Below are 21,371 nucleotides of genomic sequence, written 5' to 3'. Positions count from 1 at the left end.
CCGGCGGCTGCGGGCGCGGGCGCGGGCGCGGCGCATCCTCGGCGGAAGCAGCCCCATCTGCTTCCGCCGAGTCCCCGTTGTCGCCCGACCGGCTCGAAGCCGTCGAGAGCCACCCGGATCGGCGTCCCCCAGCACGCCGACGGACGCCGACCGCAGTCTGCGCCCGTTCTGGCACGGTTCGCCCCGCTCGACCGCGCATGGTCCCTCCTCGCGTCGACGTGACATCGTCGACCAGAGCCGACGATAGGCGTCCCGATGTCCCGATCGAGAGGGGGCCGCGTCCCGACGTCACGGGAGATGCGACCCGGGACGCGTCGGATGCTGGATTCGCCGGTCACCGCTCGGGCACACTGAGGCGCAGAGAGGAGCGCCCGTGCCCATGACGGCCGCCGCACGCACGACGACGGAGGCACTGCCGCGCGCCACCCGCACGCTGCCCGTCGCTCTCCTGCTCGTGTCCTCGTGGCTGCCCGCCCTCACCGGCATGGTGCTGTGCCTGCTCTCGGCCTCCGGCATCGAGGCCGTCGGCACCCTCAGCGCCGCGCTCGGATTCGGCGGTGCCGCAGCCCTGCTCCCGGCCCGAGGCGGGCATGGGGGGCGCGGCGGTCCGTTGCTCCCGATCGCCCTGGCGGTGACGGCCGTCGGTGCGGGGCTGTCCACCCTCGCCTCGGGACTCCACGCGACCGGGATCGACGGCGGCCTCTGGCTCGATATCCTCGGCGTCGCCTGGATGCCGGGCGGCCTCACGGTCGCGGGCGTTCTCGGAGCGGCGGTCATGCTCCGGTCGCGTTCCCTCCTGGTCGCCGGAGCCCTGCTCTCCACCGCGATCGGTGTCACGAGCGCCGCGGAACTCCAGCAGGGTCGGCCTGTCCCGCTCGCCGCCGCACTGTGGATCGTGTGGCTCGCGCTCGCGCTCGGATCCGGCCTGATGATCCTGTGGGCGGCGGCGCGTCGTCCCTCCCCGGATCGAGAAGCCGCGCTCTGGCTCGCCATCGCGCACTTCGCACTCCTGCTCTCGGGCGTCGGGGGCTACATCGTCGGCGACGAGAGCGGACCCTCCCTCATCGGCACGGCGTTCGCCGCAGCATTCCTCCCCGCCGGCGTGCTGTTCGCCGCGGCATCCTTCCTCCTCACGGCGATCGCGCGTGCTCCCGATGCCGTCGACCCACCGCGTGCGCGCTTCGCGGTCGGGGTGCTGCTGGTGTCCGCCCTGCTCGTCGCGTACGGCGCGGTCGCGGCGAGCGCGGCCCAGCTTGCCCCGCCCACTCCCACCAGTGGAGGGATGATCGCCGTCGTGCTCCTGGCCATCGGCGCCGAGCCTGCCCGCCGCGGCATCCAGCGTGCGGTCGACCAGCTGCTCTACGGGCGATCGGCCGATCCCCGCGCACTGCTCCGGACGGTCAGCGAGGAGATCGCGGGAGGGGAGAGCGGGTCGCTCGGCGCCCTGGCTGCTGCCCTCCGGCAGTCCCTGCGGCTCGGCGGGGTCGCCATCACCTCCTCGACGGGAGAGGGGACCCGCGTCGAGGCCGGGCGCATCGATCCGGCGACCCGGCAGACCATCACCCTCGTCGCGGCAGACGGACCATGCGGAACGGTGGAGGTGTGCGGAACCGCAGGTCGTCGCCCCGAACCGCGGACGATCGATGCGCTGCGCCGGATCGGCGGGGTGTTGAGCGTCGCCGTGCTCCTCGCCGAGGTCAACGAGGGACTTCGCGAGGCGCGCGATCGGGCCCGACGCATCGCCGCGAGTGAGCGCCGGTTCGCCCGTGCCGAGATCGAGGCCGGGATCGTTCCGGCGCTCGCGAGCATCCGCCGCGACCTGCAGGGCCTGCCGGGAGCCACGGATCCAGGGGCGCTCCTCAGCCGGACCACCGTGGCGCTGCAGGCGGCCACGACCGACGTGAGAGACCTGGCACGTACGCTCCTGCCCGGATCGCTGGATGCCGGCGACCTGCCGGGCGCCCTCGCCGATCTGGCGGCACGCTTCGAACACCCGACCCTTCTCGCAGATGTGCGGCACGAGCCCGAGCGCCCGGAGGCGGTGTACCACCTCGTCGCGGAGGCGGTCCTGCGCGCTCGGCGTCGCGGCGGCATCGAGCGCATCGAAGTCGTCGTGGACTCCGACGACCGGTGGCAGCTGCGGCTGGTCGGCGCCCGACAGCACGTCCGACCGATACTCGGTGCGATCCGAGCACGGGCGGAAGAGGCCGGATACCGCACCGACGACGACGGGTCGACCACCACTCTGACCGTGACGGGGAAGGCATGAACCGCCCCGCACCGGCACGGACCCTCGCCGCACTCGCCGTGTTGATCCCGGCGTGGGGACTGGCTGCCGCGTCGGTCGCCCTCGCCTGGATCTTCCAGCTCCCCGCCGCCCCCGTCGCCGGCACCTTCCTCTCCCCGGCGCCGCCGGAGGCTCAGGCGCGCTTCGACGACATCGGCGTCACCGTCGCGGTCGTCTACGCGCCGCTCGCCGCCGTGCTGCTGCTGCGCCGCCCGCAGCCGGTGGCGATCCTGCTCGGTGTGCACGCGGTCGGTTCCGGACTCGCGGCGTTCGGGGTGCAGTACGGTCTGCTGTCGCTCGCGCATCCATCGCTCCCCGGAGCGGGACTGCTCGCGTATGCCGGCGGGTGGGCCTTCGTGCCGGGGACCTTCCTGACGGCGATCGTGCCGGTGCTGCTCCTGCCCAGACGACGGTCCGTGCTCCGCCGCGTGCTGGTGCGCGTGGTCGTGGTCGCCGCCGCCGTGGCCACCGTGTCGTCCCTGACGCAGCAGGGCGACGGCCCCCTCGAGAACCCACTCGCACCACCCTGGCCCGAGTATCAGAGCCTGCTCCCGGGCGCGTACGCGGTCGCGGCGGCGCTGACGCTGTGCTCGTCGCTCGTGGTCGCCGGAATCCTGGCGCGCCAGGCGATGCGGGCACAGCGCGACGAGAGGTCGCCGCTGCTGTGGCTGTTCGTCGGCCACGTGTTCCTCACGGCGTCCTACGTGGTGACCGTATTGCCCGCGTCGCTTCAGCTCGCAGCGCCGATCTGGGTCTTCGGCACCATCGCCCCGATCGTCGGGCAGATCTTCTATCCCTCCGCCGTGCTGGTGATGGGCCTGCAACACCGTCTTCGCGGCATCGACGTGGCCGTCAGCGCCGTGCTGACCACCAGCATCCTCGCGGTACTGGCCGCCGGAGGATACCTGCTCATCGTCACGACACTCGAGACCCTGGCGCCGCCGACCCCGATCGCGGTCTTCACGACGGCCGCGGTGATCGCGATCGGCCTGCTCCCCGCCAGGCGCCTCATCCACCGCCGCGTCGACCGGCTCGTCTACGGCGAATCCGGAGCGCCGGAACGTCTCGTGCGCACTCTCGGAGCCGAGGTCGGCGAGATCGCCACCGGCACCGATGGCCTGCGCGCGCTGGCCTCGGCGCTGCGCCGCACGTTGCGACTCGGCTCGGTGCGCATCAGCACCACCGCCGAGCCGGGGGCGCCGTCGGCGGGCGATGACGCCGTGGGGGTGCTGGTCGGCACACCGGAGGGTCTCCCCTCCCTTTTCACCCTGCGACCCGGAGGGCAGAGCGGGGCGATGACGGTGCTCGCCGTCACCGGCCCGGACCCGGAGCTGCCCGTGGGGCGACGAGCCCGTGAAGCCATCGCCGATCTCGTCCCCGTGATCGGCGTCGTCGTGCGCCTCGCCATCGCATCGACCGCACTGGACGAGGCGCGGGGGAGGGCGGCGGAGGCGCGGCATGCCGAGCGTCGGGCGCTCCGCCGCGAGCTGCACGACGGCCTGGGGCCCGCACTCGCCGGTGCCGGATTCTCACTCGCCGCCGCATCCAACTTCCTGGCCCGCGGCGATCGCGCGGCAGCGGAGGCCGCCGCGGCCGGAGTCGACGCTCTGCTGGACGCGCAGACCGTGACGCTGACCGGACTGGCGCGCGGAGGCACGACTGAGGTGCACGACCTCGCGGCCGAGCTGCACAGCCTCGTGACGTCGTTCGCCGGCGCGGCAAGCACGGTGCATCTCTCCGTCGCGGAGACCCTCGTCCTCGATCCCGGCCGCTCCGGCATCCTGCTGCGCATCGCGGCCGAGGCTCTTCTGAATGCGGTGCGCCACGCCGAGGCCGCGTCCGTCGAGGTCACGCTGGGCGGCCAAGAGGGCGTGGTCCTGTGCGTGCGCGACGACGGGCGCGGCATGCGTGAGGCCTCGGGCGCGGGCGTCGGTCTCGCGTCGATGCGCGAGTGGGCGCAGGAGGCGGGGCTCCGCATCGCCTGGGAACAGCCGGCGGACGGCGGCACGCTCGTGCTGGTGCGTGCCGCCGACCCACGGCTGAGATGATCAGCGCCGCTGCTCCGCGCCGGACTCGGCGGAGGCCGCCGCGACCTGGTGCGTCGCCACACGGTCCCCGATCGCAACGCCGCGGCGGCCGACCAGCATCCACAGCGACGCGAAAGCGAGGCCGAGACCGCCCACGGGGCCCGCGAGTCCGGGGACGCCGGTGACGATGTACCCCGCCGTCACCAACAGCACCAGCCCCGCGAGCAGAGTGCCGAGGATGCGCGACACCGAGCGCTCGACCCAGGCCATGGCGGCGAGCGCTCCCAGCGACACGAGCACCCCGAACCACGGGATGAAGGCGCCGAAGTCGGTCAGCGCGTAGAACACGAGGAGGCCCTCGTCGCCGAAGCTCCCGAACTCCGGGCCGCCGTGGCCGTAGAGGGCGAGGGAGCCCTTCCACCCGTACCCGAACGTGAGCCCCGCCGCCGAGGTGACGAGTCCCGCGGAGAAGACCCGGGAGGCCACCGAGTTCCGGACCCGCTCCGTGCGAACGCGCCAGGCGCCGTGCAGCACGAGAAGGCAGGCGACGGCGGCGAACCCGAAGAGGAAGCCGAGCTGGTTGCCCATCGGATCGAGGTTGGGCATATCCTCGGCCGCGGCGATGAGCACACCGCCGCGCTCGTAGTCGGCCTCGGTCCACGGCCGCACGTCGAAGAGGATGGTGGCCGCGAAGCCGAGAAGGCCGGCGGCGACACCCCACAGCAGCCAGAGGCGGCCTGCACGGGGTGCGGCCGGTGGGCGTGAGCCGCGGGTTCGCGCGGCGGTGGTCTGAGACATCCGTCTCTCCTGTTCTGTCAGTGCGCCCCGAGCGGGCACGCCGCCACTCTCGGCGTCCGGCCATCCCGGGCGTCAGGGGCGGGCGTCACGACTCGACGGGCGGCGCCGTCGGGCACCCGGACGAGGTCTCCCCCGGGCTCGGGACGACGGCCCCTCGCGCCCGGGACACCGGGACGGAGAGTGTCGAGGTGCACCGCTCTTCCGTTCGGCAGCGGCGGTGCCCATCGGACCGGGGGACGGTGATCCACTCCCCCTCACCGTCCCTCTCCCGCGGGCGTAAGGATTCCGTGAGGGTCGCGCATCCGGCCGTAGGGATTCCGTGAGGATCGCGTGAGGATGCCGTCAGCGGGCGTAGTGTCGCCGGACGTGTCAGTCGAAAACAGGGAAGGCGCGGACGCGCCACCGCGCGCGAAGCGCATCATCATCGGGGAACCCCTGACGAGCCAGCAGGTCGACGACCAGCTGCTCCCCAAGCGCATGGCGCTGCCGATCTTCGCGTCGGATGCGCTGAGCTCGGTGGCCTACGCGCCGCAGGAGCTCGTGATGATCCTGCTCATCGGCGGGCTCACCTTCCTCTCGTTCACGCCGCTCGTCGCGATCTCGGTCGTGGTGCTGCTGATCGTGGTCGTGCTCAGCTACCGGCAGCTCATCAAGGCCTACCCCTCGGGCGGTGGCGACTACGAGGTCGCATCGAAGAACCTCGGCGAGATCCCCGGGGTGATCGTCGCCGCAGCGCTCCTGGTCGACTACGTGCTGACCGTGGCCGTGTCGGTCGCCTCCGGTGTCGACAACATCATCTCGGCGGTGCCCGGCCTCGACCCGTTCCGCGTGGAACTCGCGGTCGGCTTCGTGATCCTCATCATCGTCGTGAACCTGCGCGGGGTGCGCGAGGCCTCGCTCGTCTTCGCCATCCCCACGTACGTGTTCATCGGCTCGGTCGGCGTCATGATCGTCACCGGCCTGATCCGCACGTTCCTGGGCGATGCCCCCGTCGCCTCGAGCCACGACTTCTCCGTGCAGGCGGAGAGTCTCAGCCAGGCGGCCGTGATCCTGCTGATCCTGCGTGCGTTCTCGAGCGGATGCTCCGCCCTCACCGGCGTCGAGGCGGTGTCGAACGGGGTGCCCGCGTTCCGGGCACCCAAGGTGCGCAACGCCCAGTCGACGCTCGTGCTGATGGGGTCGATCGCGGCCTGCCTGTTCGCGGGGCTCACCGCGCTCGCCCTCATCACCGGCGTGCACTACGCCGAGAACCCGTGCGACCTGATCGGCTTCGACTGCACGAACCCGCAGCCGAGCCTGATGGCGCAGATCGCCTCGGCGACGTTCGGCGGCGGGAGCATCGCCTTCTTCATCGTGCAGGCCGCGACCGCGTGCGTGCTGCTGCTCGCCGCGAACACCGCCTTCAACGGCTTCCCGCTGCTGGGGGCGGTGCTCGCCCGCGACGGCTACGCTCCGAAGTCGCTCAACACCCGCGGCGACCGCCTCGTGTTCTCGAACGGCATGATCCTGCTCGGCATCGCGGCGATCGCGGTGCTCGTGGTGTTCCAGGCGAAGCTCACCACCCTGATCCAGCTGTACATCATCGGCGTTTTCGTGTCGTTCTCCCTCGGGCAGATCGGCATGGTGCGGCACTGGCGACGCGTGCTGCGAGGACCGGTCGAGGACAGGGCAGGATCCGGCATCGACGGAGCATCCGCCTCCGATCGTCGTTCGGCGAAGATCGGGCTCATCATCAACTCCGCCGGCGCCGTGATGACGGTGGCCGTACTGCTGATCGTGACCGTCACCAAGTTCACGCACGGCGCCTACCTGGTGTTCTTCGCGATCCCGATCCTCGCGTTCCTCATGCTGGGTGTGAAGCGGTACTACCGCGACGTCGAACACGAGATCGCGATCGACGACACGACGAAGTTCGGCGCCACCGGAGACCTCGCGATCGTGCTCGTCAACCGCCTGCAGAAGCCCGTCGTGAAGGCCATCGACTATGCGATCGCGGCCAAGCACGGCAAGACGCTCGCGGTGCACGTGGCCGTCGCCTCCGACGATGCCGCGACGTTGCAGCAGGAGTGGGCCGACCACCTCGTGCCCATCCCGCTCGTGATCGTCGAATCGCCGTACCGCTCCTTCGCGCAGCCGGTCACGCAGTTCATCAAGCAGTACCGCGAGAAGCACGGCTCGTCCGTCGTCACCGTGTACCTGCCGCAGTACATCGTGGGGCACTGGTGGGAGTCGTTCCTGCACAACCGTCGCGCCCGCCGCCTCGCGAATCAGCTGATGCTCGTGCACGGAGTCTCGATCACCCTCGTGCCCTGGCTGCTCGACTCGTCGGAGCTCATCTACGGTCGCCGCTCCCGTCCGCTGCCCGGTCAGGAGCGCGCCGGGCGGCCGGTGGTCGTGAACGGACGCCGCGCGCATCGTCCCGCCGGTCCGCCGCAGGAGTGACCCGGCCCCCTTTCCGTTCCCGCGCCTCTTCCGTTCCGCGCCTCTTCCGCTCCCGCGCCGCTTCCGTTCCGTGCCTCTTCCGTTCCGGTCGCACTTTATGTCGCATTGACGCAGCAATTCCGGCATCAAGTGCGACCGGAGTCAGCCGTCAGCCGTCAGCCGTCAGCCGTCAGCCGTCAGCCGTCAGCCGTCAGCCGTCGAGCACCGAACCGAGGATGCCGGCGGCCTCGGCGAAGCGCGCGGGGTCGGCGTTCGCGTAGTTGAGCCGCACGTACGAGCCGGAGGGCTCGGCGGGGAACCACTCGGATCCCGGGGAGATGATCACGCCCCGCACCTCGCAGTCGCGGACGACCTGTGTGACATCCGTCCCCTCGGGCAGCCGCACCCACAGGTTCAGGCCACCCGCCGGCACGATCTCGACCTGCGCAGACGGGGCGTGCTCGGTCAGGCTCGAGACCAGCAGGTCGCGGCGCGCGCGCAGGTGCTCGCGGAACCCGCGCAGGTGCGTGCGCCAGCCGGGCTGCGTGACCACGTCGAGCGCGGCGGCCTGCAGCAACCCGCTCACGTACATGGACTCCGCCGCGCGGTCGGCCAGGATCCGCTCCCGCGCCGGCCCCCGAGCGATCACGGCCGCGACGCGGAGGGCGGGAGAGGCACTCTTGGTGAGTGAGCGCAGGTACACGACATGACCGTCGTCGTCGGATGCGGCGACCGGGCACGGCTCGGCATCGATCCCCAGGTCGTGCGCCCAGTCGTCCTCGATCAGGAACGCCCCGTGTCGGCGGACGGTGTCGAGCACGGCCTCCCCGGTCGCGATCGGCCACTGCGCGCCGGTCGGGTTGGCGAACGTCGGCTGCGCGTAGAAGGCCCGCGCGCCGGTCTGCGCGAACGCCCGCTCCACGTCATCCGGATCGGGTCCCTGCGGCCCGGAGGGGATCGGGACCAGCACCACACCCGCCTGCGCGGCGGCGAGCAGCGCGCCCCAGTAGGTGGGTGACTCGACGAGCAGCGGCTGCCCCGGGCCCACGACCGCACGGAAGATCGAGCTCAGCCCGCTCTGACTGCCCGAGATGATGAGGGCGTCGCGCGCCGACGCGGGCGTGACCCCGGCGGGCGCGGTGGATGCCAGCTCTGCGGCGAACCACGCCTGCAGCTCGGGAAGGCCGGCGGCGGGCGAGCGGGTCAGTGCCGCGTCGGTGCGCGCGGCCCGCACGAGCGCCTGTCGCACCAACCGCTCCGGGAGCAGTTCGACCGCGGGGTAGCCGGAGTGGAGTCCGATCGCATCGGGGGAGATCGTGCGCTGTGTGGACGACAGGCCCACGAGTCCCGAGGGGGCCGTGCCGAGCGCGGCGGTCTGCCAGCCGTAGTCGGCCGATCGCGCGGTGCGGAGTGCGCGGACGAAAGTTCCGGCCCCCGGACGCGACTCCACCAGCCCGAGCCGGACGAGCTGCTGCATCGCCTTCTGCACGGTCACCGGGCTCGCCCCGTACTCGGCCATCAGCGCACGGTTCGACGGCACTCGTGCGCCCGGGGAGGCGGAGGCGATCCACGCACGGACACCGGCGACGATCCGGTCACTGCTATCCTGATTCATGAAACTAGAGAGTAGCGTTATCGCACCGCGATCGACAGTGCTATCGACGCGCGCCGGCCTCGGGTGGGGGCTTCTCGGTGTCGTCGCCTTCTCGTTCACCCTCCCGTTCACGCGTATCGCCATCGATGGCTTCTCGCCGCTGTTCATCGGCGCAGGGCGCGCGGTCGTCGCGGCCCTCCTCGCGGGCATCGCCCTGACCGCGACGCGACAGCGCATCCCGACCAGGGCGCAGTGGGGGCGACTGGCCGTCGTCGCCGGCGGGGTCGTGGCCGGATTCCCGCTGCTCACCTCGTTCGCGATGACCACGACCCCGGCCAGTCACGGCGCCGTCGTGGTCGGCCTGCTCCCCGCCGCGACCGCCGTCGCCGTGGTGCTCCGAACCGGCGAGCGCCCGAACCGCTCCTTCTGGGTCTTCGCGATCCTCGGCGCGGTCGCCGCCGTCGTGTTCGCGGCTCTGCAGAACGGCGGACTCGGTTCCCTCACCACGGCCGACCTGCTGCTGTTCGGGGCTGTCCTCGCCGCGGCGATCGGCTACGCGGAGGGGGGTCTGCTCGCCCGCGAACTCGGCTCCTGGCAGACCGTGTCGTGGGCGCTCGTCGTCGCCGCTCCCCTCATGGGCGTCCTGACCGTGGTGTCGGCGATCCAGCAGCCACCCGCGGCGAACCCCGTGCAGTGGCTCGCCTTCGGCTACCTCGCCGCGGTGAGCATGTTCCTCGGATTCTTCGCCTGGTACCGCGGGCTCGCGATCGGACCGATGGCGCAGGTGAGCCAGATCCAGCTCGTCCAGCCCGTGATGAGCATCGCGTGGGCCGCCCTCCTGCTGCACGAGCCGATCGGCTGGGCCACCGCCGTCGGCGGATTCGCCGTGATCCTCTGCGCCGCACTCGCGGTGCGCACCCGTCTGAAAGACCGCCCCCGAACCGAACGACCGCCCCGAGAAGAGGAGTCCTGATGCGCCACACACCCCGCTACCTGATGACCGACCCCGACGAGGTCAAGCGCCTCATCCGCGGCAACCCGTGGGCGACGTTCGTCTCCCCGGCGAGCACCGGACTGGTCGCCTCGCACTACCCCGCCCTGCTGATCGAGGACGAGGACGACATCGTGATCGCCAGCCACTTCGGCCGGCCCGACGATCAGCTCCACGAACTCGGTCGGCAGGAGGTGCTCGTGATCATCCAGGGGCCGCACGACTACGTCTCACCGAGCCTGTACGCGCCGGGAGATCTGGTGCCGACGTGGAACCACGTGACCGCGCACCTCTACGGGACCCCCGAGATCCTCAGCGAGGAGGAGAACTACGCCATGCTCACGCGGTTGACCGACCACTTCGAGGACGGGCGCGAGCACGGCCGGCATCTGTCGGAGGACGAGCCGGGCACCCGCCGAGCGGCGAAGGGGACGGTCGGCCTGCGGATGCGCGTCACCCGGTTCGACGCACGCGCCAAGCTCAGCCAGAACAAGCCGCCAGAGGTGCGGGAGAACATCACCGCGCGGTTCGCCGAGACCAACGGCGCACTCGCGGCGGAGATGCGGCGGGTCTGACCCCTGCCGACACCTTCCCGTCGCACTTTCTGTCGCTCTCGCTGTGGGAAAGCGACAGAAAGTGCGACGAGGAAACAGGGACCCGGATGCCGTGAGCAACCCGCATGCATCCGCGCGGGGGGCGTAGGGGAACCGTGAGGATCGACGGATCCGCCCGCGTGCGGGAGTTGGATCGGATCCGTGCTCGACATCATCTACATCGCGCTGACTCTCGCGCTGTTCGCCCTCGTGTCCCTGGTCGCCAAGGCGGTGGACCGCGCATGATCGTCTTCGAGATCATCGCGGCCGTCCTCGCCGTCGCCGCCGTCGTCTACCTCGTGGTCGCGCTCGTCGCCCCGGAGCGGTTCTGATGAGCGCGGCGATCTGGTTCGGCATCCTGCAGCTCACGGCCGTCGTCGTGGTGCTCGTCCTCCTCTACCGCCCCCTCGGCGACTACATCGCCCGGGTGTACACCTCGGCGAAGGACCTGCGCGTCGAGCGCGGCGTCTACCGGCTCATCGGCGTCGACTCCTCCTCCGAGCAGACCTGGCGCGCCTACGCCCGCAGCGTGCTCGCGTTCTCGGTCGTCGGGCTGCTGCTCGTCTACGGGCTGCAGCGACTCCAGGCATTCCTGCCGCAGTCGCTCGGTCTCCCGGCCGTGCCCGAGGGACTGGCCTTCAACACCGCGGCATCCTTCGTCGCGAACACCAACTGGCAGTCGTACTCGCCCGAGCAGACGATGGGGTACACCGTGCAGCTCGCGGGCCTCACGGTGCAGAACTTCGTGTCGGCCGCGGTCGGCCTCGCCATCGCGATCGCCCTGATCCGCGGCCTCGCGCGCCGGGGCTCGGCGACCATCGGCAACTTCTGGGTCGATCTCATCCGCGGCCTCGGCCGCATCCTCCTGCCGATCGCCGTGATCGGCGCGGTGGCGCTGCTCGCGGGCGGCGTGATCCAGAACTTCGCAGGCTTCACCGACGTGACGACGGTGTCGGGCGGCACCCAGACCATTCCGGGCGGACCGGTGGCGTCGCAGGAGGCGATCAAGCTCCTCGGCACGAACGGCGGCGGCTTCTTCAACGCCAACTCCGCGCACCCGTTCGAGAACCCGACCGGCTTCACGAACCTGCTGCAGGTGCTGCTGATCCTCGTGATCCCGTTCTCCCTCCCCCGCACTTTCGGACGCATGGTCGGCGACCACCGCCAGGGCTACGCGGTCGCCGCGGTCATGGGCACGATCTTCCTGATCTCGACCTTCGCCCTCTCGGCACTCGAACTCGCCGGACGGGGCAGCGCCCCCGAGCTCGCCGGCGCCGCGATGGAGGGCAAGGAGGTGCGGTTCGGCATCCTCGGATCCACGCTGTTCGGCAGCGCCAGCACCCTCACCTCGACCGGTGCCGTCAACTCGATGCACGACTCGTACACCGCACTGGGCGGCATGATGCCGATGCTGAACATGATGCTCGGCGAGGTCGCCCCCGGCGGCGTCGGCTCGGGTCTCTACGGCATGCTCGTGCTCGCGATCATCGCGGTGTTCGTCGGCGGACTCCTCGTCGGCCGCACCCCCGAGTACCTCGGCAAGCGGATCGGTCCGCGGGAGATCAAGCTCGCCAGCCTGTACATCCTCGTGGTTCCCGCGCTCGTCCTCGGCGGCACGGCCCTGAGCTTCGCGATCCCCGGCATCCGGGAGGACGTGGAGTCCACCAGCATCCTGAACCCGGGCGTGCACGGCATGAGCGAGGTGCTCTACGCGTTCACGTCGGCCGCGAACAACAACGGCTCTGCGTTCGCCGGACTCACCGCGAACACCCCGTGGTTCAACACCGCACTCGGAGTCGCGATGCTGCTCGGACGCTTCCTCCCCATCGTGCTCGTCCTGGCCCTCGCCGGATCGTTCGCGGCGCAGGAACGGGTCCCTGCCACGTCGGGAACCCTGCCTACCCATCGGCCGCAGTTCGTCGGCCTCCTCCTCACCGTGACGGTCGTCGTGACCGCCCTCACCTACTTCCCCGTGCTCGCGCTGGGACCCCTCGCCGAAGGACTCGTCTGACCATGACCCTCCTCACCACCCCTTCCGAATCCCCGTCCGAACAGCAGGATGCCGCGGCATCCACCCCCGCGCAGCCCACACGCTCCTTCGGCTGGTCGCAGCTCGTGGCGGCCCTGCCCGGCGCCCTGCGCAAGCTGAACCCCGCAGCCCTCATCCGCAACCCCGTGATGCTCCTGGTCTGGGTCGGCGCCGCGTTCGCGACCGTGCTGGCGATCGCCGAACCGTTCCTCGGCGGCCCCGCCGACTCGGGCGGCACCCCGGTGCCCGCTCCGTTCACCTGGGGCATCGCCGTGTGGCTCTGGCTCACCGTGCTGTTCGCGAACGTCGCCGAGTCGGTCGCCGAGGGCCGCGGCAAGGCCCAGGCGGCGAGCCTGCGCAAGACCCGCACCAGCACGATGGCCCGTCGAGTGGTCGGGTACGACCATGCTTCGGATGCCGCCGCCGAGCGCGCCGAGACGCTTGAGGTCTCCTCCGCCGAACTGCAGCGCGACGACGTCGTGGTCGTGACCGCCGGTGAGCTGATCCCCGGTGACGGCGACATCATCGCGGGCATCGCGACCGTCGACGAGTCGGCCATCACGGGCGAGAGCGCCCCGGTGATCCGCGAGTCTGGCGGCGACCGCAGCGCCGTCACCGGCGGTACCCGGGTGCTGTCGGACCGGATCGTGGTGCGCATCACCTCGAAGCCGGGCGAGACTTTCGTCGACCGGATGATCGCCCTGGTCGAAGGTGCCAGCCGCCAGCGCACCCCCAACGAGATCGCCCTGAACATCCTGCTCGCGAGCCTGTCGATCATCTTCGTGGTCGTGGTGCTCGCCCTCAACCCGATCGCCTCGTACGCGGCCTCGCCCGTCAGCATCCCGGTGCTCATCGCCCTGCTCGTCTGCCTGATCCCGACCACCATCGGCGCGCTGCTCTCGGCCATCGGCATCGCCGGCATGGACCGTCTCGTGCAGCGCAACGTGCTCGCGATGTCGGGACGCGCGGTCGAGGCCGCGGGCGACGTCACCACGCTGCTGCTCGACAAGACCGGCACCATCACGTACGGCAACCGCCGTGCGCACGAGGTCCTGCCCCTCCCGGGTGTCGAGGCCGACGAGCTGCTGCGGGTCGCGGCGCTGTCCTCGCTCGCCGACCCCACCCCCGAGGGTGCCTCGATCGTCGAGCTCGCCGCCGACCGCGGCATCCGCGTGACCGCTCCGGAGGATGCCGTGGTCGTGCCCTTCACCGCGCAGACGCGCATGTCGGGGCTCGACCTCGCCGACGGCACGCAGATCCGCAAGGGCGCCGGCTCCGCGGTGCGGGCCTGGCTCGGGCTCGACGCCGAGGATGCGGAGCTCACCGCCCGCACCGACTCCGTGGCCGAAAGCGGTGGCACCCCGCTCGTCGTGGCCGTGCGGACACCCGGCACATCCGCCCCCGTCCACCTGTCGGGAGAACAGACGGATGTCGGCGGACACGCCGCGGAACGGACCGACATCCGTGCGAACTCCCGACAGGTGTCCGGCGAACCCGCCGCCGAAGGCCGCATCCTCGGCGTCGTGCACCTCAAGGACATCGTCAAGGACGGGCTGCGCGAGCGGTTCGACGAGCTGCGCAGCATGGGCATCCGCACGGTGATGATCACGGGCGACAACCCGTTGACCGCCCAGGCCATCGCCGCGGAGGCCGGGGTCGACGACTTCCTCGCCGAGGCGACCCCCGAGGACAAGCTGGCCCTGATCCGACGCGAGCAGGAGGGTGGGCGTCTGGTCGCGATGACCGGCGACGGCACGAACGACGCCCCCGCCCTCGCCCAGGCGGATGTCGGAGTCGCCATGAACACCGGCACCTCGGCCGCGAAGGAGGCCGGCAACATGGTCGACCTCGACTCCGACCCGACCAAGCTCATCGACATCGTGCGCATCGGCAAGCAGCTGCTCATCACGCGGGGCGCGCTCACCACGTTCTCGCTCGCGAACGACGTGGCGAAGTACTTCGCCATCATCCCGGCGATGTTCATGGGGGTCTTTCCCGGGCTCGCCGCGCTCAACATCATGCAGCTGCACTCACCGGCATCCGCCGTGACCAGCGCGATCATCTTCAACGCGATCGTCATCGTGTTCCTGATCCCGCTGGCCCTGCGCGGAGTGAAGTACCGCCCGGCGAGCGCCTCGCAGATCCTGCAGCGCAACCTGTTGATCTACGGCCTCGGCGGCGTGATCGCCCCGTTCATCGGCATCAAGCTCATCGACCTCGTCGTCAGCCTCATCCCGGGCTTCTGACCCGGATCGGAAAAGGAACCCACTCATGTCCTCCACTCGCACCGCCCTCCGCACTACCGGGGTCGCCGTCCGCGCGATGCTCGTCCTCACGCTGATCCTCGGCGTCGGGTACACGCTCCTCGTCACGGGCATCGGGCAGCTCGCACTCCCCGGGCAGGCGAACGGCTCCCCCCTTCCCGACGACAGGGGCAGCGCGCTGATCGGCCAGTCCTTCACGGATGCCGACGGCGAGGCCCAGCCGCAGTACTTCCAGTCCCGCCCCTCCGCGGCCGGCGACGGCTACGACGGGGCCGGCTCCAGCGGCAGCAACCTCGGCCCGGAGAACCCCGACCTGGTCGCCTCGATCGAGGAGCGCAAGGCCGCGATCGCGGAGCGCGAGGGCGTGGATGCCTCCGAGGTGCCGGCCGACGCGGTCACCGCCTCGGGCTCCGGACTCGACCCGCACATCAGCGTCGCGTACGCCCTGCTGCAGGTGCCGCGAGTGGCCGAGGAACGCGGCATGCCCGAACAAGAGGTGCGCGACCTGGTGGAGTCTAGGATTCAAGGGCGGGATCTGGGATTCCTCGGCGAGGAGCGCATCAACGTCGCCGAGCTCAACCTCGCGCTGGACGGCCAGGAGGGCGAATGAGCGCAGATCGGACGCAGCGCCCGGCACCGGAACACCCCCGACGCGGCCGCCTGCGCGTGCTGCTGGGTGCCGCTCCCGGTGTCGGCAAGACGTTCGAGATGCTCGCCGAGGGACGGCGCCTGCGCGAAGAGGGACACGACGTCGTCATCGCCATCGTCGAGACCCATGAGCGCGCGGCCACCCTGGCGCAGACCGTCGGGCTGCCGGAGGTGCCCCGCCGCGTCGACGACCACCGCGGTGTCGCCCTGACCGAACTCGACCTCGACGCCGTGCTCGCCCGCGCCCCGGAGATCGCCCTCGTCGACGAACTCGCGCACACGAACACCCCCGGCTCGCGGCATCCGAAGCGCTGGCAGGACGTGGACGACCTGCTGGCCGCCGGCATCGACGTGGTGACCACCGTCAACGTGCAGCACATCGAGTCGCTCAACGCCGTGGTCGAGAAGATCACCGGCGTCGCGCAGCGGGAGACGATCCCGGATGCCGTGGTGCGGGCCGCGGACGAGATCGAGGTCGTCGACCTCGCGCCGCAGTCGCTGCGGGACCGGCTCTCCGCGGGGCTGGTGTATCCGGCCGAGCGCATCGATGCCGCCCTGTCGAACTACTTCCGCCTCGGCAACCTCACCGCCCTACGCGAACTCGCCCTGCTCTGGCTGGCCGATGAGGTCGACAGCGCCCTGCGCAGTTACCGCGCCGAGCAGGGGATCGAAGGCACCTGGCAGGCCAGGGAGCGCGTCGTCGTCGCGCTGACCGGCGGCCCCGAAGGCGAGACGCTGCTGCGTCGCGGTGCGCGGATCGCCGCCCGTTCGGCAGGCGGCGAGCTGCTGGCGGTGCACATCTCGGCCCAGGACGGGCTGCGGAACGAGACTCCGGGGGCTCTCGCCGCGCAGCGCACCCTCGTGGAATCTCTCGGCGGGAGCTATCACCAGGTCGTCGGCGACGACATTCCGGCCACCCTGGTCGAGTTCGCGCAGGGCGTGGATGCCACGCAGCTCGTCATCGGCGTCAGCCGTCGCAGTCGACTCGCCGCCGCTCTCACCGGCCCCGGCATCGGGTCCGAGGTGATCCGCCGCTCGGGTGACATCGACGTGCACATCGTGACCCACGCCGCGGCGGGAGGGCGGCTCGCCCTGCCGCGGATGACCGGCGGGGCACTGGGGTGGCGGCGGCAGCTGCTCGGCTTCGCGGTCGCCCTCGTGTTCGGACCGCTGCTGTCGTGGCTGATGTTCACCTTCCGCAGCCCCGAGTCGATCACCGCCGAGGTGCTCGCCTATCAGCTGCTCGTGGTCGTGGTCGCCCTCATCGGCGGCATCCGTCCTGCGGTGTTCGCGGCGGTGCTGTCGGGGGTCACGCTCGACTTCCTCTTCGTCGCGCCACTGTTCACCATCACGATCGCGCACCCGCTGCACGTGCTCGCCCTCGCCCTGTACGTGCTCATCGCGATCCTGGTGAGCATCATCGTCGACCAGGCCGCCCGCCGCGCCCGCACCGCGCAGCGCGCCACCGCCGAGGCCGAGCTGCTCGCCGCGGTCGCCGGCAACGTGCTGCGGGGTGACAACGCCGTGCTGGCCCTGGTCAGCCGCACCCGGGAGGCGTTCGGACTCAGCGGCGTGCGCGTGCTCTCCCCCGACGGGGAGGTGCTCGCGAGCGACGGGGAGCCGGTCGCCGACGGCCGCGCCACGAACATCCCGGTCGGCGTCCGCCCCGGCGGCGGCCCGCGCGCGGTGCTCGAGCTGAACGGCGAGCCGCTGGCGGGTCCGGAACGTCGGCTGCTCGACGCGATCGTGGCGCAGCTGTCGGCCGCGATCGAGCACACCGACCTGCGGGCGACCGCGAGCGAAGCCGAAGCGCTGGCCGAGACCGACCAGGTGCGCAGCGCGCTGCTGTCGGCGGTGAGTCATGATCTGCGGCGCCCGCTGGCCTCGGCGGTCGCCGCGATCGGCGGACTCCGCGGTGCGCACGAGCTGTCGGCATCCGATCGTCAGGAGCTGCTCGCGACCGCCGACGAGAGCCTCGCCACCCTGTCGACGCTGGTCACCGACCTGCTCGACGTCAGCCGCGTGCAGGCCGGCGTGCTCGCGGTCTCCTCCTCGCGGATGGATGCCGCCGGCACGGTGCTCGCGGCCATCGACGAGCTCGGGCTGGGCCCGGCCGACGTCGAACTCGCCCTCGACGCCGAGCTGCCGCCGGTGTTCGCCGACCCGGTGCTGCTGCAGCGGGTGCTGGTGAACGTGCTCGCCAACGCGCACCGCCACGCGCCCGAGGGGAGCCGGGTGATCGTGTCGACCAGCACTCTCGGCGATCGCGCAGAGATCCGGGTGATCGATCGTGGCGACGGTATCTCGCCCGAGCGACGGGACCGCATCTTCCAGCCGTTCCAGCGCTTCGGCGACACCGACAACACCACGGGCCTCGGTCTCGGACTCGCCCTGTCGCGCGGGTTCACCGAGGGCATGGGCGGTACCCTGACACCCGAGGACACCCCGGGCGGAGGCCTCACCATGGTCATCTCCCTGCCGCTCGGCGCAGGGCTTCCCGACACGGAGGGCACGGAGTGAAGCTCCTCATCGCCGACGACGACCCCCAGATGGTGCGGGCATTGCGGATCACCCTCGCCGCCCACGGATACGAGGTCGTCGTGGCGGCAGACGGCGCCGCCGCGATCGCCGCCGCCGCGCAGACGCATCCCGACCTCATCATGCTCGACCTGGGGATGCCGCGTCTCGACGGCATCGAGGTCATCCAGGCGCTGCGCGGATGGACGAACGTGCCGATCATCGTGGTCTCCGGCCGCACCGGGTCGGCCGACAAGGTCGAGGCTCTGGATGCCGGAGCCGACGACTTCGTGACGAAGCCCTTCCAGGTGGACGAACTGCTCGCGCGGCTGCGGGCGCTCTCCCGCCGGTCGATGCCGGCGAACGGGGAGTCGACCGTGGCGTTCGGCGATGTCGTGGTCGACCTCGCGACGAAGACCGTCACCCGGGCCGGAACGCGCGTGCACCTGACGCCGACGGAGTGGCGGATGCTGGAGCACCTGTCACGGCATCCGGGAGCCCTGGTCACCCGACAGGATCTGCTGAAGGAGATCTGGGGCAGCGAGCAGGTGTCCGACTCGGGCTACCTGCGGCTGTACATGTCGCAGCTGCGCAAGAAGCTCGAGCGGGCGCCCGGGGCTCCGGTGCACCTCCTCACCGAGGCGGGGATGGGCTACCGGCTCGTTCTCTGAGCCGTGCGAGCACCGCGACGCAGCACCGCCACGACCCCGACGACGACGAGCAGCACGGCCACGATGATCGCGGTGATCGCCGTCGGGGTGCTCTCGGGCTCCCCGGTGAGTCGGCCGACCGCGAGCCAGGCCAGACCCCAGGCCGTCGCGAGTGCGGGTGCGATGCGACCGGTCGCCCACGCGGCGGCGGCTCCGATCACGAGCACGACCACCAGCACGGCGATCGCCCAGGCATCCGCCGCCTGCGCCCAGTTCTCGGGCGCGATCTGCGTCAGCCACGCCGCGGTGTTCGCGACCGTCGCGATCGTCACCCAGCCGAAGTGCAGACCGTTCGCCCCGTCGGTGAGGATGCGGTCGGCGAGGTTGCGCGCCGGGAAGCGCCCGAGCACGACGATCACCCGCGCGAGCACGGCCAACAGCAGGGCGATCACGACGACCGTGAGCCACAGCGTCAGATACCGTGCGGTCACGAGCCAGAGCCCGTTCAGCACCATCGAGGCAGCGATCCATCCGCCCACTGCCTGCTGCCGAGCATCCTGTCGCTGAGCGGGAAGAGCCTGCCACACCGTGTAGGCGATCAGCCCGATGTAGATCAGGGACCAGATCGAGAAGGCGGGGCCGGCGGGCGCGAGGTAGGAGCCCTGTGCCGAGAGCGCGCCGTCCTGCAGGTCATCGACCGATGTTCCGCCGAACGCTCCCGCGCCGATGGCGGCCGCGATCAGCATGAACGATGCCGCCGCGATGATCAGGGTCTGCCGGCCGATGCCCTTCGTACGTGAGTCCATGGCCGCGACGCTACGGCGCGGTGAGCCGCCGCGCATCGGGGTTGACACCGGCCGAGGCTTTCGCTAACCAGGTTAGGAAAACGTCCCGACCGCCGTCCGCACGCATGCATCCGTCGGGAGAAAGCACACCTGTCGGGAGAAACGCCGTCAGATCCCCCGACACCCGCGAATTCTCCCGACAGGCGTGCGGGTCCTACGGATGCACGGGCTCCGAGCGACGGGCGGCGCTCAGGCCCGAGCGAAGGCTGCGTCGATCAAGACCTCCGCCGCGCCGCGCGCCTGCACCGCCACGGAAGGGTCCTTCGAGATCGCGGCCGTGCTCTGCGCGCCCTCGGCGAGGATCGACAGCTGTGCGGCGAGCGCCGCGGGCGCACCGGTGTCGGCGACGAGCCCCGCCATGTACTCCTGGAACGACGCCTTGTGCGTGCGCACGATCTCCGCGACTTCGGGGTTCGTGCCGCCGAGCTCGCCGAACGCGTTGATGAAAGCGCACCCGCGGAAGTCGTCGGCGCAGAACCAGTTCTCGAGGTACCCGTAGACCGCGAGGAGACGTGTGCGCGGGTCGTCGCCGGCATCCGTCACGGCTCCCGAAAGTCCGGACTCCCACTGGGCGTGCTTGCGGGCGAGGACGGCGGTGACGATGTCGGTCTTCGCGGGGAACAGCGCGTAGAGGCGTCGCAGCGACACGCCGGCCGCGGCGCGCAGCTCGTCCATGCCCACGGCCGCGTATCCCTTGCGGTAGTAGAGCTCTTCGGCGGCGGACAGGATGCGCTCGCGGGCCTCGTCTTCGGTCATACCCAGAAGTTTACTTGACATGAGAACGAACGTTCTCTAGATTGTTCATATCGAGCGAGAACGGTCGTTCTCACCGCAACCGAAAGGACAGGATCATGGGCTACATCACCGTCGGCAACGAGAACAGCACTCCGATCGAGCTCTACTACGAAGACCAGGGTTCGGGTCAGCCCGTCGTCCTGATCCACGGCTACCCGCTCGACGGTCACAGCTGGGAGCGGCAGACCCGCGAACTCCTCGCCCAGGGCTACCGCGTCATCACCTACGACCGCCGCGGCTTCGGCGGATCCTCCAAGGTCAACGCCGGCTACGACTACGACACCTTCGCTGCCGACCTGAACACGGTGCTCGAGACCCTCGACCTGCGCGACGTCGTGCTCGTCGGCTTCTCGATGGGCACCGGAGAGCTCGCCCGCTACGTCGCCAAGTACGGCCACGACCGTGTCGCGAAGCTCGCCTTCCTCGCCTCGCTCGAGCCCTTCCTCGTGCAGCGCGACGACAACCCCGAGGGCGTGCCGCAGGAGGTCTTCGACGGCATCGAGGCTGCCGCCAAGGGCGACCGCTTCGCGTGGTTCACCGACTTCTACAAGAACTTCTACAACCTCGACGAGAACCTGGGCTCGCGCATCAGCGAGCAGGCCGTGACCGGCAGCTGGAACGTCGCCGTCGGCAGCGCGCCCGTCGCCGCTTATGCGGTCGTCTCGGCCTGGATCGAGGACTTCCGTGAAGACGTCGAAGCCGTCCGCGCCGCCGCCAAGCCCACCCTGATCCTGCACGGCACGAAGGACAACATCCTCCCGATCGATGCGACCGCCCGCCGCTTCCACCAGGCGGTGCCGGATGCCGACTACGTCGAGGTCGAGGGTGCCCCGCACGGCCTGCTCTGGACGCACGCCGACGAGGTCAACGCCGCACTGAAGGACTTCCTCGCGAAGTAACCCCTCGGTGACG

General features: G+C 71.0%; 16 protein-coding genes. 12 read left to right on the top strand and 4 right to left on the bottom strand.

The genetic code is table 11. The features are described from left to right. Nucleotides 1–379 precede the first annotated feature (379 nt). Both ACFC14_RS07770 and ACFC14_RS07765 read left to right on the top strand, forming a co-directional pair. The gene (locus ACFC14_RS07770) at nucleotides 380–2,269 is read left to right on the top strand and encodes a hypothetical protein (protein WP_376102606.1); all 1,890 of its coding nucleotides are present in this window, start codon (nucleotides 380–382) and stop codon (nucleotides 2,267–2,269) included. Further along, nucleotides 2,266–4,335: a sensor histidine kinase gene (locus ACFC14_RS07765; RefSeq protein ID WP_376102603.1), complete on the top strand. Its 2,070-nt coding sequence runs from the start codon at nucleotides 2,266–2,268 to the stop codon at nucleotides 4,333–4,335. Before ACFC14_RS07770 ends, ACFC14_RS07765 begins: the two co-directional genes overlap by 4 nt. On the opposite strand, the gene ACFC14_RS07760 is transcribed toward ACFC14_RS07765, so the two are convergent. Next, on the bottom strand, nucleotides 4,336–5,112 hold the full coding sequence (locus ACFC14_RS07760) for a hypothetical protein (RefSeq protein ID WP_376102600.1): 777 nt from the start codon (nucleotides 5,110–5,112) through the stop codon (nucleotides 4,336–4,338). Between the two features lie 336 nt (nucleotides 5,113–5,448). On the opposite strand from ACFC14_RS07760, the gene ACFC14_RS07755 reads away from it, so the two are divergent. Continuing rightward, nucleotides 5,449–7,554: an APC family permease gene (locus ACFC14_RS07755; protein WP_376107125.1), complete on the top strand. Its 2,106-nt coding sequence runs from the start codon at nucleotides 5,449–5,451 to the stop codon at nucleotides 7,552–7,554. A 190-nt stretch (nucleotides 7,555–7,744) separates the two neighbouring features. Here ACFC14_RS07755 and ACFC14_RS07750 read toward each other — a convergent pair whose 3' ends face one another. Next, on the bottom strand, nucleotides 7,745–9,148 hold the full coding sequence (locus ACFC14_RS07750) for a PLP-dependent aminotransferase family protein (RefSeq protein WP_376102597.1): 1,404 nt from the start codon (nucleotides 9,146–9,148) through the stop codon (nucleotides 7,745–7,747). Between ACFC14_RS07750 and ACFC14_RS07745 the strand changes: the two genes are divergently transcribed. The 8 genes from ACFC14_RS07745 (at nucleotide 9,147) to ACFC14_RS07710 (ending at nucleotide 18,840) form a co-directional block, all read left to right on the top strand. After that, nucleotides 9,147–10,100: a DMT family transporter gene (locus ACFC14_RS07745; RefSeq protein ID WP_376102594.1), complete on the top strand. Its 954-nt coding sequence runs from the start codon at nucleotides 9,147–9,149 to the stop codon at nucleotides 10,098–10,100. The two genes, ACFC14_RS07750 and ACFC14_RS07745, sit on opposite strands and share 2 nt — an antisense overlap. Next, entirely contained in the window at nucleotides 10,100–10,693 is a 594-nt protein-coding gene (locus ACFC14_RS07740; protein ID WP_376102592.1) for an FMN-binding negative transcriptional regulator, read from the top strand. The genes ACFC14_RS07745 and ACFC14_RS07740 overlap by 1 nt, the downstream gene beginning before the upstream one ends. A 260-nt stretch (nucleotides 10,694–10,953) precedes the next feature. Beyond that, the gene (locus ACFC14_RS07735) at nucleotides 10,954–11,043 is read left to right on the top strand and encodes a potassium-transporting ATPase subunit F (protein ID WP_036303189.1); all 90 of its coding nucleotides are present in this window, start codon (nucleotides 10,954–10,956) and stop codon (nucleotides 11,041–11,043) included. Then, nucleotides 11,043–12,722 (top strand): potassium-transporting ATPase subunit KdpA, encoded by a 1,680-nt coding sequence (gene kdpA / locus ACFC14_RS07730; RefSeq protein ID WP_376102588.1) that lies wholly within the window; start codon nucleotides 11,043–11,045, stop codon nucleotides 12,720–12,722. The genes ACFC14_RS07735 and kdpA overlap by 1 nt, the downstream gene beginning before the upstream one ends. A 2-nt stretch (nucleotides 12,723–12,724) precedes the next feature. After that, complete coding sequence (kdpB, locus tag ACFC14_RS07725) at nucleotides 12,725–14,986, top strand: potassium-transporting ATPase subunit KdpB (protein ID WP_376102585.1); 2,262 nt, start codon at nucleotides 12,725–12,727, stop codon at nucleotides 14,984–14,986. Nucleotides 14,987–15,011: 25 nt separating this feature from the next. Next, a complete protein-coding gene (gene kdpC, locus ACFC14_RS07720) occupies nucleotides 15,012–15,614 on the top strand; it encodes a potassium-transporting ATPase subunit KdpC (protein WP_376102582.1) in 603 nt (200 codons plus the stop codon). Beyond that, the gene (locus ACFC14_RS07715; RefSeq protein WP_376102579.1) at nucleotides 15,611–18,172 is read left to right on the top strand and encodes an ATP-binding protein; all 2,562 of its coding nucleotides are present in this window, start codon (nucleotides 15,611–15,613) and stop codon (nucleotides 18,170–18,172) included. Before kdpC ends, ACFC14_RS07715 begins: the two co-directional genes overlap by 4 nt. Beyond that, nucleotides 18,169–18,840 carry a response regulator gene (locus ACFC14_RS07710; RefSeq protein WP_376102577.1) on the top strand — a complete coding sequence of 224 codons (672 nt, stop codon included), beginning with the start codon at nucleotides 18,169–18,171 and terminating at the stop codon, nucleotides 18,838–18,840. Before ACFC14_RS07715 ends, ACFC14_RS07710 begins: the two co-directional genes overlap by 4 nt. On the opposite strand, the gene ACFC14_RS07705 is transcribed toward ACFC14_RS07710, so the two are convergent. Together ACFC14_RS07705 and ACFC14_RS07700 are read right to left on the bottom strand one after the other, a co-directional pair. Beyond that, nucleotides 18,822–19,625: a TspO/MBR family protein gene (locus ACFC14_RS07705; protein ID WP_376102574.1), complete on the bottom strand. Its 804-nt coding sequence runs from the start codon at nucleotides 19,623–19,625 to the stop codon at nucleotides 18,822–18,824. The genes ACFC14_RS07710 and ACFC14_RS07705 overlap by 19 nt on opposite strands. A gap of 228 nt (nucleotides 19,626–19,853) precedes the next feature. Then, entirely contained in the window at nucleotides 19,854–20,420 is a 567-nt protein-coding gene (locus ACFC14_RS07700) for a TetR/AcrR family transcriptional regulator (RefSeq protein WP_376102571.1), read from the bottom strand. A 95-nt stretch (nucleotides 20,421–20,515) separates the two neighbouring features. On the opposite strand from ACFC14_RS07700, the gene ACFC14_RS07695 reads away from it, so the two are divergent. Further along, nucleotides 20,516–21,358: an alpha/beta fold hydrolase gene (locus ACFC14_RS07695; protein WP_376102568.1), complete on the top strand. Its 843-nt coding sequence runs from the start codon at nucleotides 20,516–20,518 to the stop codon at nucleotides 21,356–21,358. Nucleotides 21,359–21,371: the final 13 nt, after the last annotated feature.

This window comes from Microbacterium sp. NPDC055988 (assembly GCF_042269505.1).
GTDB lineage: Bacteria > Actinomycetota > Actinomycetes > Actinomycetales > Microbacteriaceae > Microbacterium.
The sequence above is the reverse complement of the archived record's forward strand: the minus strand, read 5'-3'. Positions and strand labels throughout refer to the sequence as shown.

Coding starts and splice junctions, on each gene's coding strand:
- ACFC14_RS07770 (WP_376102606.1), top strand. CDS start 380: ATGACGGCCGCCGCACGCACGACGACGGAGGCACTGCCGCGCGCCACC.
- ACFC14_RS07765 (WP_376102603.1), top strand. CDS start 2,266: ATGAACCGCCCCGCACCGGCACGGACCCTCGCCGCACTCGCCGTGTTG.
- ACFC14_RS07760 (WP_376102600.1), bottom strand. CDS start 5,112: ATGTCTCAGACCACCGCCGCGCGAACCCGCGGCTCACGCCCACCGGCC.
- ACFC14_RS07755 (WP_376107125.1), top strand. CDS start 5,449: ATGCCGTCAGCGGGCGTAGTGTCGCCGGACGTGTCAGTCGAAAACAGG.
- ACFC14_RS07745 (WP_376102594.1), top strand. CDS start 9,147: ATGAAACTAGAGAGTAGCGTTATCGCACCGCGATCGACAGTGCTATCG.
- ACFC14_RS07750 (WP_376102597.1), bottom strand. CDS start 9,148: ATGAATCAGGATAGCAGTGACCGGATCGTCGCCGGTGTCCGTGCGTGG.
- ACFC14_RS07740 (WP_376102592.1), top strand. CDS start 10,100: ATGCGCCACACACCCCGCTACCTGATGACCGACCCCGACGAGGTCAAG.
- ACFC14_RS07735 (WP_036303189.1), top strand. CDS start 10,954: ATGATCGTCTTCGAGATCATCGCGGCCGTCCTCGCCGTCGCCGCCGTC.
- kdpA (WP_376102588.1), top strand. CDS start 11,043: ATGAGCGCGGCGATCTGGTTCGGCATCCTGCAGCTCACGGCCGTCGTC.
- kdpB (WP_376102585.1), top strand. CDS start 12,725: ATGACCCTCCTCACCACCCCTTCCGAATCCCCGTCCGAACAGCAGGAT.
- kdpC (WP_376102582.1), top strand. CDS start 15,012: ATGTCCTCCACTCGCACCGCCCTCCGCACTACCGGGGTCGCCGTCCGC.
- ACFC14_RS07715 (WP_376102579.1), top strand. CDS start 15,611: ATGAGCGCAGATCGGACGCAGCGCCCGGCACCGGAACACCCCCGACGC.
- ACFC14_RS07705 (WP_376102574.1), bottom strand. CDS start 19,625: ATGGACTCACGTACGAAGGGCATCGGCCGGCAGACCCTGATCATCGCG.
- ACFC14_RS07700 (WP_376102571.1), bottom strand. CDS start 20,420: ATGACCGAAGACGAGGCCCGCGAGCGCATCCTGTCCGCCGCCGAAGAG.
- ACFC14_RS07695 (WP_376102568.1), top strand. CDS start 20,516: ATGGGCTACATCACCGTCGGCAACGAGAACAGCACTCCGATCGAGCTC.